13 protein-coding genes are annotated in these 11,143 nt (G+C 71.6%); 8 read left to right on the top strand and 5 right to left on the bottom strand.

All coding sequences use genetic code 11. The features are described 5' to 3' along the window. Positions 1–24: 24 nt before the first annotated feature. The 3 genes from ABZX37_RS02035 to ABZX37_RS02025 all read left to right on the top strand — a co-directional run bounded on the left by ABZX37_RS02035 (position 25) and on the right by ABZX37_RS02025 (position 1,925). On the top strand, positions 25–768 hold the full coding sequence (locus ABZX37_RS02035) for a dienelactone hydrolase family protein (RefSeq protein ID WP_354735109.1): 744 nt from the start codon (positions 25–27) through the stop codon (positions 766–768). A 144-nt stretch (positions 769–912) separates the two neighbouring features. After that, a complete protein-coding gene (locus ABZX37_RS02030) occupies positions 913–1,269 on the top strand; it encodes a hypothetical protein (protein WP_354735108.1) in 357 nt (118 codons plus the stop codon). An 11-nt stretch (positions 1,270–1,280) separates the two neighbouring features. Further along, positions 1,281–1,925 carry a phosphate uptake regulator PhoU gene (locus tag ABZX37_RS02025; protein WP_354735107.1) on the top strand — a complete coding sequence of 215 codons (645 nt, stop codon included), beginning with the start codon at positions 1,281–1,283 and terminating at the stop codon, positions 1,923–1,925. Here the strand turns inward: ABZX37_RS02025 and ABZX37_RS02020 are convergent. From ABZX37_RS02020 to ABZX37_RS02005, 4 genes are all read right to left on the bottom strand, one after another. Beyond that, positions 1,837–3,042, bottom strand: a complete 1,206-nt coding sequence (locus ABZX37_RS02020) for a phosphatase PAP2 family protein (RefSeq protein WP_354735106.1) — start codon at positions 3,040–3,042, stop codon at positions 1,837–1,839. The genes ABZX37_RS02025 and ABZX37_RS02020 overlap by 89 nt on opposite strands. 128 nt (positions 3,043–3,170) lie before the next feature. After that, a complete protein-coding gene (locus tag ABZX37_RS02015; RefSeq protein ID WP_354735105.1) occupies positions 3,171–3,557 on the bottom strand; it encodes a hypothetical protein in 387 nt (128 codons plus the stop codon). Continuing rightward, positions 3,554–4,762, bottom strand: a complete 1,209-nt coding sequence (gene ftsW, locus ABZX37_RS02010) for a putative lipid II flippase FtsW (protein WP_354735104.1) — start codon at positions 4,760–4,762, stop codon at positions 3,554–3,556. Before ftsW ends, ABZX37_RS02015 begins: the two co-directional genes overlap by 4 nt. A 63-nt stretch (positions 4,763–4,825) precedes the next feature. Further along, positions 4,826–5,197: a helix-turn-helix domain-containing protein gene (locus ABZX37_RS02005; RefSeq protein ID WP_354735103.1), complete on the bottom strand. Its 372-nt coding sequence runs from the start codon at positions 5,195–5,197 to the stop codon at positions 4,826–4,828. Between the two features lie 96 nt (positions 5,198–5,293). Here ABZX37_RS02005 and ABZX37_RS02000 point away from each other — a divergent pair, with 96 nt between their 5' ends. Next, positions 5,294–6,121: an alpha/beta hydrolase gene (locus ABZX37_RS02000; RefSeq protein ID WP_354735102.1), complete on the top strand. Its 828-nt coding sequence runs from the start codon at positions 5,294–5,296 to the stop codon at positions 6,119–6,121. Beyond that, entirely contained in the window at positions 6,112–7,236 is a 1,125-nt protein-coding gene (locus tag ABZX37_RS01995) for a hypothetical protein (RefSeq protein ID WP_354735101.1), read from the top strand. The genes ABZX37_RS02000 and ABZX37_RS01995 overlap by 10 nt, the downstream gene beginning before the upstream one ends. Here the strand turns inward: ABZX37_RS01995 and ABZX37_RS01990 are convergent. Continuing rightward, on the bottom strand, positions 7,161–8,159 hold the full coding sequence (locus ABZX37_RS01990; protein ID WP_354735100.1) for a DMT family transporter: 999 nt from the start codon (positions 8,157–8,159) through the stop codon (positions 7,161–7,163). The genes ABZX37_RS01995 and ABZX37_RS01990 overlap by 76 nt on opposite strands. Positions 8,160–8,233: 74 nt before the next feature. Here ABZX37_RS01990 and ABZX37_RS01985 point away from each other — a divergent pair, with 74 nt between their 5' ends. From ABZX37_RS01985 to ABZX37_RS01975, 3 genes are all read left to right on the top strand, one after another. After that, a complete protein-coding gene (locus ABZX37_RS01985) occupies positions 8,234–9,142 on the top strand; it encodes a LysR family transcriptional regulator (protein ID WP_354735099.1) in 909 nt (302 codons plus the stop codon). A gap of 72 nt (positions 9,143–9,214) precedes the next feature. Next, positions 9,215–10,528 (top strand): FAD-binding oxidoreductase, encoded by a 1,314-nt coding sequence (locus tag ABZX37_RS01980; RefSeq protein WP_354735098.1) that lies wholly within the window; start codon positions 9,215–9,217, stop codon positions 10,526–10,528. Between the two features lie 31 nt (positions 10,529–10,559). Beyond that, a complete protein-coding gene (locus ABZX37_RS01975; RefSeq protein ID WP_354735097.1) occupies positions 10,560–10,955 on the top strand; it encodes an Imm7 family immunity protein in 396 nt (131 codons plus the stop codon). Positions 10,956–11,143 lie beyond the last annotated feature (188 nt).

Below are 11,143 nucleotides of genomic sequence, written 5' to 3'. Positions count from 1 at the left end.
TGGATTCAAGGGAGGACAAAGCGGATGCGCAAGGAAAAGCCAGACGTTCCGGCCGCCGACGGGACCGCGGACGCGTACCTGGCCGTGCCGGACGGCGGGCCGCATCCCGGGGTGCTGCTCTTCCCGGACGCGTTCGGGCTGCGGCCGCGGATCGAGGAGATGGCCGACCGCATCGCCGAGGCGGGCTACGCCGTGCTGGCGCCGAACCTGCTCTACCGCGGCGGCCGGACGCCGCTGGTGGACCTCGCCGCGCTGGAAGACCCGGAGCGGCGCGGCGAGGTCTTCGGCAAGCTGATGCCGCTGATCGAGGCCCTGGACACCGAGGCGATCACCCGCGACGCGGAGAAGTACCTCGACTGGTTCGCCGCGCAGGACGGCGTCGACGAGGGGCCGGTCGTGATCACCGGCTACTGCATGGGCGGCACGAACGCGCTGCGCGTGATCGAGGCGTTCCCCGACCGGGTCAAGGCGATCGCGTCGTTCCACGGCGGGCGTCTCGCGACCGACCAGCCGAACAGCCCGCACCTGCGGGTCGGGTCGATCACCGGCGAGGTGTACTTCGGGCACGCCGACCAGGACCCGTCGGCCACCGCCGAGCAGATCAAGACGCTGGAGCACGCCCTCGACGAGGCGGGCGTGACTTACCGGTCGGAGGTCTATGAGGGCGCGTCGCACGGCTTCACGATGTCGGACACGGCGGCGTACCACGCCGACGGCGAGAAGCGGCACTGGGAGAACCTGTTCGCGCTCCTGGAGCGAGTCCGCTGACCTGCCAGTGATCGACACCGCGCAACAGGCGGCCTGCTGTCCGTGAAGGGCTCCTTGCGGGAATCTGATTCCCGCAAGGAGCCCTTCACGGCACGCGGCCGGGCCCTGCGCGCGGAATCGGCGGCGGCCGTTTACGCTGGCCGCATGGCCGAAGGTGCGCTGTGCCGCGAACCGGTGGAGCTGACCGGGCGCGAGCGCTCGGTCCTGCGGAGCGTCGCGGTCCGCGGGACGGAGCCCGAGCTGTTCTGCGAGCTGGAGGCCGGGCACGGCCACGAGCACGCGACCCAGGTCGGCGGACGCGGCGAGGAGCCGCTGATGTGGCTGCGCTGGTGGCCCGGCCGCCGCGTGCTGGAGACCCGCGCGCTGTGCGGCGCGGAGTCCGACGAGGGCGTGTTCTGCCGGGTGCCCGGCGGGCACGAAGGCAGCCACAGCTACGAGCTGGCCGAGCCCGAGGAGGCCTGGCCGCTGGCCGACGCGGGCCTGTCCGTCGGCCGCCGGTAAAGTCGCTCGACATGCGCGAAGGCTTCCAGGACGACCTGAAACAGCTCGACGGGCGTCTGGCGGCGATGGCCGAGGCGGCCGCCGAGGCGATGCGCCGGGCCACCCGGGCACTGCTGACCACGGACCTGCCGCTCGCCGAACAGGTGCTCAGCGGCGACGCCGACCTCGACGACGAGCGTGCCGCCTGCGAGGACGAGGCGTATTCGCTGCTCGCCCTGCAGGCCCCGGTGGCGGGCGACCTGCGCGCCGTGCTGGCCGCGGTGTACTGCGCGGAGAAGCTCGAGCGGATGGGCGACCTCGCCGCGCACGTCGCGGGCACCGCCCGGCGCGGCCACCCGGACCCGACCGTGCCCGCCGACCTGGAGCCGGTGTTCGCCGAACTCGGCGAGGTCACCTCGGCGATGGCCGAGCGCCTCGCCGACCTCGTGCACGGCGAGGCCCGCGGCGGCTACGCCGAACTGAGCCGCGCCGACGAGCGCGTGGACGCGCTGCACGCCCAGGTGATGGCGACGGTCACCGCGCCGGACTGGACGCAGGACCAGCGGATCGCGGTCGCGCTGAGCCTGCTCACACGTTTCTACGAGCGTTTCGCCGACCAGGCGGTGTCGGTCGCGAAGCGCCTGGAGTTCGCCGCGACGGGCGATCTCCCGGGCTGACCTCCGGCGGCGGACCGGCCGGGGCCTGGTTCGACGGCCGCGGCGGCGAACCGGCGCCGGGGGATTGCGGCGGACCAGCTGGACGGGGCTGTTGCGAGCGCGCCGGACGGGCAGGCGGCTGCGCGGGCGGACGGCCCGGATTCTGCGGCGGCGCGTCGGCCGGACGGGGCTGCGGTTCCGCGGTGCGCATCGGCTGCGAATCCTGCCGCGGGCGTGCCGGACGGGGTTGCGGCTCGGCGGTACGGATCGGTTGCGAGTTCTGCCGCCGAGGCGGCGGACCCCCTGTGGCGCGGCCTTCCGGCTGCGGATTCCGCGGACGGACCGGGCGGCCGCTGGCGTCCCGAGGCGCTGAATCGGCGCGCGGCCCACGCGGGGGCAGAGAACCGGCGGGCGCGTCCTCAGGACGAACCGGGGCGGCATTGACGTCCCTGCTGTCCGGACGTCCACCGCGAGGTCCCCGGGCCTTCTTCTCCTCAGCCGGAGGAAGCACCGTCGTCGCCTGCGCACCTTCCGGCGCGACACCCAAGAGCCCGAACGGCACCTTCCCGGCGAAGCGCCGCACGAGCCCGGCCGCCGGAGCCAGCGCGTACCGCTGCAGCAGCAACGCCATCCCGGCCCCGAGCGCGAGCCCGATCAGCACGTCGTGCGGATAGTGCGCCCCGACGAAAACCCGCGAGAAGCCCATCGTCGCCGCGAAGGCCGCGAGCCACGGCGCGCCCTTGCGCCACGCGAACGCCCCGCCGAGCGCGACGGCGGCCGCGATGGTCGAGTGGTTGCTGGGGAACGACCAGTCGCCCGGCGGCGGGCAGACGCCGACGATCGCCTCCGGCGGAAGTCCCCGGCACGGCCGCTGCTCGTGCACGAAGGCTTTCACGATCTCGCTGAGCACGTACGCCACCACCGTGGCCGCCGGGACCAGCAGCGCCGCCGCCATCCGCTCGGGCGAGCCGGTCGGGCGCGCCCGCCACCAGAGCCAGGCGAAGAACGGGGCCACGAGGACCAGGCCGTAGGACGTGTACGCCAGCACGAGAGACTGCACCCAGCCCGGCATCGCCTGGGCGAAATGGGTGATCGCGTCGTACGTCTCGCTGCTGGAAGCTCCGGCCGTGGTCGCCATACAACCCCTCTCCGGTCCGCCGGTTCGCCTGGCGGCCATCTCGCGTTCACCCGAAGGTCACGAGCGTACCGAGCGGCGGAGAAGAGTTCGCGACGCCCCGTGAGTCCGCGGGGACTCTCCGGGACGGATCAGGAGTCGGTGGTGTGCTTGCAGGTCACCGGCTTGCCGGGAGCGGGGGCGCTCGCCTTGGCGAGTTCTTTCTTCTTGTCCAGCAGGATCCGGCAGTGCAGGGTCGCGGCGGTCGACGGCGTCGCGGTGACCGAGGCGTCCTGTCCGGCGCTGACCACGACGTCCTGTTTCCACGGCAGCCCGAGCGGGCCGGCGAGCTGGTGCGGCGCGACCTTGTCCTCGTAGCGGTTGCCCGATTCGCCGTAGGTGACGCCGGTGGCCGTGGTCTGCTGGTCGGAGGTGACCTCGTAGGTGATCGCCCACGACTTGCCGGTCGGGTTGGAGCACGCGGCGAGGCCCGCGAGCGCGACGGCCGCGAAGGTAGCGGAGAGTGCCTTCTTGATCACGCTCGGACTGTACCGGAGGCTTTCTTCGGCAGCCCGGCGAGGAACGTCCGCGCGGCCGGTTCCTCGCGCGCGGCCTGGGCGAGGATGCCGAACTGCAGCATGGTGACCACGAGCGACGTCCCGCCCGCGGACACCAGCGGCAGGGTCACGCCGGTCACCGGCAGCGCGCCCGCGACGTAGCCGATGTTGATCAGCGCCTGCGCCACCAGCAGCAAGGTCGTCGTCCCGGCGACGAGCCGCACCCACGGATCGGTGACCCGGGACGCGGTGCGCAGGCCGATCACCGCGAGGTAGCCGAACAGTCCGAGTACCAGGAGACAGCCGGCGAAGCCGAGTTCCTCGCCGACGAGCGCGAAGACGAAGTCGTTCTGGACGTCCGGCAGATAGCTCCACTTCGCCGCGCCCCGGCCGAGGCCGACGCCGAACCAGCCGCCGTCGGCGAGGGCGTATTGCGCCTGCTGCGCCTGGTAGCCGCTGCCGCTCGAATCGGGGTTCGGCGAGAGAAAAGAAAGGATGCGCGCGAGCCGATAACTGGCGAAAAGGGCGAGTACGACGATTCCGACGACGCCGCCGGCGAGAATGGCGGCGAACAAGCGTTTCGGCGCGCCGGCGAACCACAGCAAACCCAGGGTGATCAACGCGAGCGTGACCGTGCCGCTGAGATTCGGCTGGGCCAGCAGCAGTGCGCACAACGCGAGCGTCACCGGGATCAGCGGCACCAGCAGATGCCGCCAATGGTGCAGCACCCGCTGTTTCGACACCAGCAGGTGCGCGCCCCAGAACACCAGCGCGACCTTCGCGATTTCCACTGGCTGCAGGGTGATCGGCCCGGCGGCGAGCCAGCGTTGCGCGCCGCCGTGGTCGGAACCGAGCGGGGTCAGCACGAGAAGCAGCAGCACGACCGCGGCGGCGAGCGCGGGGGTGGCTGCCTTGCGCATCCGGGAAAACGGGATGCGCAGGCCGAGCACGAAGGCGACCGCGCCGAGCGCGACGAAGGTCAGATGGCGGAAAAAGGCTTGGTACACCCCGGTTCCCGCGGTCGGGTTGGCCGCGGCGGCCGAGGACGACAGCGCCATCACCGCGCCGAGCAGCGTCAGCAGCGCCCAAATCGCGGTGACGATCCGGAACGACGCGAGCGGATGCGCGAAGAACTGTCCGATTGCGTGCCGTGCGGGTTTGCTGTCCCGTTCGGTTGGCGACTCCACAGCGGAAGAGTGTGTGCCGTTTTCCCGTCGCGGTGGCTGACCGACTCGCCTGTGTGCGGAAAATTACCGTTCGGATTCCTGATTGGCCTGGTCGACGTCGGCCATGTGTTCTTCGGCCCACGTGCGCAACACCGCGAGCGCGGATTCCAGCGACGCGCCGAGCGGGGTGAGCCGGTAATGCACCCGAGGCGGCACGGTGGCTTCGACGCGCCGCGAGACGAGACCGTCGCGGACGAGGCTCTGCAGGGTCACCGAGAGCATTTTCTGCGATACCCCGGGGATGCGGCGGCGCAGGTCGGCGAACCGCACCTCGTCCGGCGCGGCCTCGGCGAGGATCTTGACCGTCATCGACGTCCACTTCGTCCCGATCCGGTCGAGCAGCCGCCGCGTCGGGCAGGCCGGGTCGAACAGATCGCCGCGGGCGGAGGGGGTCACCTCGGGCTCACCACCTGTCGGGAAAGTGCCGTCTTGGCGGCACATCGGGAGTTACCTACCGTGTGCTGGTCACCAATAGTAACCACAGGAGGTCCGATGAACGCGGTGCGGCAGGTCGAGGCGAACGGGGTCCGGCTGAACGTCGCCGTCTCCGGGAGCGGTCCGGCGGTGGTGCTGCTGCACGGGTTCCCGCACACCTGGCAGCTGTGGAGCGAGGTCATCCCGACGCTCGCCGAGCGGTACCGAGTAATCGCGCCGGACCTTCGCGGTCTGGGCGCGAGCAGTCGTCCGGAGAGCGGTTTCGACGCTGGAGCCGTCGCCGACGATGTCGCGGCCCTGATCGACGCGCTGGGGGAGCCGGACGCCGAAGTGGTGGCGATCGACCTGGCGGTGGCGGGCGCGTTGCTGCTGGCGCTTCGGCAGCCGGAGCGCGTGCGCCGCTTGGTCCTGATGGAGTCGCTGCCCTGGGGTTTCCCGGCCAGCCCGCCGTGGTGGTTCGGCTTCCACGCGGTGCCGGGACTCGCCGAGACTGTCCTTAATGGACACGAGGCGGAGTACGTCGGCTGGTTCCTCGACCAGGGCACGCTCGGTCGCGGCGTTCCGGCGGAGCTCCAGACCGCCTTCGCCGAGGCGTACACCGGGACCGACGCGCTCCGCTGCGCTTTCGAGTACTACCGGGCGTTGCCGGAAAGCGCCCGCCAGCTGACCCAAGCGGCGGCGGCGCGGCTGACCGTCCCGACGCTGGCGATCGGCGCGAATCCCGTCGGCGACGCGCTGGAGCAGCAGTTGCGCCCGATCGCCGACGACCTCACCGGGCACGTGCTGCCGGACTGCGGACACCTGATTCCGCTGGACCGTCCGCGCGAATTCCTCGATCTCCTGCTGCCGTTCCTGTCCCGGGAGATACTGGCCGGGTGTCGTTGACGTCCGAGCTGGCCGACCCGCGAGGGACGCTCGCGCGCTGGTGCGCCCGCGTCTTCACCGGCACAGCCGCGGCCGCGCGCCGGATCGAGGAGGCGACGAACGGCGTGCGCCCGATCCGCCCGGCGCTCGCGCGCCCGCCGCGCCAGCACTGGGCCGAGATCGGCGGCGCGTTCGGCCAGCGGATCGCGGACCTCGTGCAGCCCGCGCCGCCGTACTACGCGCTGCTCGGGATGGTGCGCGCGCAGTGGGGCAGCGGTCCGTGGGCGCACGCGCAGGCCGCCGCGTATCCGACGCACGACGAGCTCCCACCGGAGTACCGGGCGCGGGCGCTCGGCATCCGTCCGGCGGCAACGACCTGGCTCGACCTCGGCGACGGAATGCCGCACGGCGAAGCGCTTCCGGGCGCCGAGGAGCTGTGGGGAGAACTGCTGGAACGCGCTCGCCGCTATCAGGCGCAGCACGCCCCGCCCGGCGTGCTCGGCGGACCGGGCGCGGAGGCGGGTCTGGCGCGGACGAACTGGGTGCTGTCGGCGTGCGAGGACATCTACCGATCCGGCAAGATCGATCCCCGGCTCGCCCGAGTCGTCGACGGCGGCGGCACCATCGCGAACCTGCGCGCCCTGCCCGCCGACGCGGCGGTGACCGAGCTGGCGGAACTCGCGAAACGCTTACACGACAACGGTGCGCTGTGGGAACTGCGCCGCCTCGCCGGTGCGCCGCCCGAGGGCTACCCGCTCGGCATCGCCGGGCCGACCATCGTGCCCGGCTGGGCGGACGGCGACCTCCTGCTCGGGAAGCTCGACCCCGAAGCGGGGATCGCCGAGGGCACGCTGCTGGACGTGAAGACGGTGCTGACCGTCGGCGACCCGGACCGCGCCGGGCGCTGGCTGTGGCAGATCCTGCTGTACGCCTGGCTGGACGTCGCCGACCTGTACCGGATCCGCGAGGTCGGACTGCTGCTCGGACGGCACGGAAAGCTGGTCCGCTGGCCGGTCGGCGAACTGGCCGCGGAGCTGCTCGGCGGGGACGGCCTGGTCGATCACCGCCGGGACGAGTTCAGGGACATGGCGCGGGGGCTGCTCGACTCGGCCGGGCTGAGCTTGGCCGACGGCTGACCCGTGGGCCGCTTTGTCGCGCCGCGACCAGCGAAGCAGACCGCGCCGAGCACGATCACGCACCCGGCGAGTTGCAGTGCGCCGGGTCGTTCGCTGAGCAGCAGGAACCCGAAGGCGACCGCGCCGACCGGTTGCAGCAGCATCATCGTCGCGCCGGTCGAGGCCGCCAGCCGAGGCAGCGCACCGGCGATCAGCAGCCACCCGATGACCTGGCCGACCAGGGCCAGCGCGGCGAACCAGCCGAGCGAGGGGAGGCTGGGCGTGAGGTCGAGGCGGCCGAACGGCAGTCCGAGCGCGACTGACACGAAGCCCGCCGACACGGTGGCCAGCGACAGCGAGCGGACCTGCGTCGCGGGGCTGCTGCTGAGCCGGAGCAACAGCAGGTACCCCGAGTAGCCCGCGCCCGCGGCGAGCGCGAAAACCATGCCCAGCACCGGGTTCGAGCCGCTCATCGACGAGCCGAACACGCCGCCCGCGAGCACGATGCCGACGATCAGCGTCGGCGCGACGAACTTGAACCGCGGGTCCGGGCGCTCCTTGAGGAAGAGGAACGCCAGCAGCGGCACGATCACGACCTGCACCGAAAGCAGCATGGTCGCGACCCCGGCGCCGACGCGCGGGATCGCCTCGCCCCACAGGACGAAGTCGAGTCCCAGGCCGAGCCCGGCCAGCAGCGGCAGCACGATCTTCGCGCGCACGCGGGTCCGCCGCGCCTCGCTGAACGCCAGTACCGCGAGCAGCGGCAACGCGAGGGCGCAGCGCCAGAACGCGCTGGTCGCCCCGCTGGCCCCGGAAACCTTGATGAGCACCGAGGTCAGCGCGATGCAGAGGCAGCCGGCCGCGGCCAGCAGCCGAGGGTCGGCGCGGCCGGTGAGGGCGGCGATCGGACCGGCGGTCGGCAGCGCGGCGGGTTCGGTGGTCATGCCTTCTATCGTGGGGCCGCTAACTATCAAGGACAAGTGAATGTTCCTGCGTAAAAGCCGGTAGCATCACTACCGTGTTCAGTGTGGATCGGATGCGCGCCCTGCACGCGGTCGCGCAGCACGGCTCAGTCGCCCGCGCGGCGGCGGCGCTGCACGTCACGCCGTCCGGGGTGTCGCAGCAGCTGGCGAAACTGGAGCGGGAGGCGGGCCTGGCGCTGTTGGAGCCGCGCGGCCGGACCGTGCGGCTCACTCGCGCCGGGCAGGTGCTGGTCGGACACGCCGAACGCGTGCTGGCGCAACTGGCCGAAGCGCGCACGGATCTCGAACGGTTGCGGGAGGACGTCTTCGGGCCGTTGCGGATCGGGTCGATCGCGACGTGCGTCCACGCCCTGCTGCCGCCCGCGCTCGCCGCGCTCACCGAGCAACATCCGCGGCTGAACGTGACGCTGGGCGAGGGCGAAGCCGAACAGACGTTGCCGAAGGTGCTCGCCGGCGACCTCGACGTCGCGGTGTTCGAAAGCTGGGCGGACCGGCCCACCGTGGTGCCGGCGGGGATCACGCAGGTCACGCTGTTCTCCGACGTCGCCGATCTGGCGCTGCCCGCCGGGCACCGGCTCGCGCACCGGCGCACGGTCGATCTCTCCGAGGTGGACGACGTGTCGTGGATCAGCTGGACCGGCCGTTCCGGCTGCTACGAATGGCTCGTGCACGTGCTCCGTTCGCAGGACCTGGAGCCGCGGATCAGTTGCACCATCGGGAGTTACGTGACGCAGCTGGCGCTCGTCGCGGGCAACGTCGGCGCCGCGCTCGTCCCGCGGCTGGCGCGCGGCCCGGTGCCCGACGGCGTCCGGATGCTCGCGACCCGTCCGGTGCTGAACCGCACGATCATCGCCGCGTGCCGTTCCGGCGAAGAGGCGCACGGCGGGGTCCGGGCGGCGCTGGAGGCGCTCAGCGAGGCGTCGGCGACTTATGTGAATCACTGAATCTTGTTGCGCGGCTGCCTTTTCCGGCCGGTTCGGCCCTAGAGTCGGAATCGACGAGCAGGGGAGCCGCCCATGACTGCCGAGGATGCCGCCCGCGCCCTGCGGGCTAGATTGCCTGCCGAGCAAGTACACGCTTCTGGTCCACAGTACGCATCGGCGGCGACGGTGTGGAACGCCGCGGTCGTCGCGCGGCCGGACGTGGTCGTGGAATGCCGGAGCACCGCCGATGTCCAAGTCTCGGTGCGTGTCGCGCGCGAATTGGGCCTGTCGTTGTCCGTGCGCAGCGGCGGCCACGACTGGGCCGGACGCGCGGTGGCGGACGGCGGGATCACGCTCGATCTGCGTCCGTTGAACCGGGTCGCGGTCGACGCCGGGCGGCGAGCCGCGGTGGTCGGCGGCGGTGCGCGGGCCAACGATGTGCTTGCCGCGGCTGAGGTTCACGGCTTGACGGCGGCCGTCGGCACAATCGGCACGGTCGGCTTCGCCGGGCTCTCACTCGGCGGCGGATACGGTCCTTTCCTTGGCAAATACGGGCTGGCCGCGGACAACCTGCTCGGTGCCGAAATCGTCCTCGCTGACGGCGAAGTCGTGCTCGCCAACGCTTCGCGGCTGCCTGATCTGTGGTGGGCGCTGCGGGGCGGCGGCGGGAACTTCGGCGTGGTGACGTCGCTCGGAGTGCGGCTGCACGCGGCACCGCACATCACGACCGGCCCGGTCTGGTACCCGGCGAGCGACGCGGCTCGGGTTTTCGCCGCGGTCACGGAAATCCAGGCCGATGCGCCGGACGAACTCACCGTGCAGACCGGCGTCCTCGCCGGTGCCGACGGTTCGCTGTGCGTGCTGGTCTGGCCGACATGGTGCGGCAATGCAGATCCCGACGGCTTTTTGGCCCGGCTCGGACCGCCGCTCGCCTCGCAAATCGCTCCGGTCTCGTCGTATGCGGCAGAGATCGCTCGCCGGGACGAGATGTTCCCCGGCGGCCGATCGGTCACCATCCGCACGCGGTCGCTGTCGGCGTTCACTCCGGAGATCGTCTCGGTACTGGTGAAGCAGGCGGAAGCCCGGACGTCGCCGTTGTCCGGACTGTCGATCCACCACTTCCACGGCGTCGCCTCCCGGATCCCGGCGGCGGCCACGCCGTTCCCGCTGCGCGAGGACCATCTGATGGTCGAGGTGCTCGGACTGGGGGAGGGCAACGACGACCGGGCGTGGGCGGATGCCACGTCGGCCGCGTTGGCCCCCTACGCCTTGCCGGGCGCGTACGCGAACCTGCTGGGGCCGGATGTGTCGTCGGCCGAGCCCTTCGGTAGCCACACCGCCCGGCTGCGAGACATCAAACACCGCTACGACCCGGACGGAGTTTTCCGCGCCATCCCGCTCGCGTGACCCTTTTTACCGCGCCGCTAGGCTCGTTGCCGTGTTCGAATATCACGGGTGGATCAGCCTTCACTCGACCGCTGAGGCAGTCGACGACGAACCGCCCCTTCGCCTCGGCGAAATCCAGGCCCTGGTCGACGACTTGGCCGGCTGCGCGCTGATCGATCTCCAGCCGATGAACGGCTCGTACTGCATCCACCTCGGCGGGCATCCGAATCACCGAGGGCAGCAGGGTGCCGAGGTGATCGAGTTGTTCGCGAAGGTCGGGCGGCTCGCTCCGGGGTCGTACGGACTGCTGTACGTCCACGACGACGAACATCCGGAGCACCATTCGGGCTTCCGGGTCTTCCGGCTGGTGCGCGGCGAGGTCACCGAGCACGCGGATCACCTTCTGTCGCCGGTGATCCCCACCTTGGAGGACGAGGAAACTGGTTGATCGCGAGTTCCACTGTCTGATATGGACGGACACCGCGGCGAAACCCGAGGCGCGACAAGCCAAAGGATTCCGCTGCTCGCGATCGCTCGGCGGCAGGAGCATTGCCGACCAGGACGAGATACGCGACCGCCCACGCGCCGTGCGAGGTAGGGTGCGGGGCGATGACTGCGGACGCGAGCCCGCCAGCG

Origin of the sequence: Amycolatopsis sp. NPDC004079, assembly GCF_040610415.1 — a bacterium.
Lineage (GTDB): Bacteria > Actinomycetota > Actinomycetes > Mycobacteriales > Pseudonocardiaceae > Amycolatopsis > Amycolatopsis halotolerans.
This window is presented reverse-complemented; position numbering and strand designations above follow the sequence as displayed.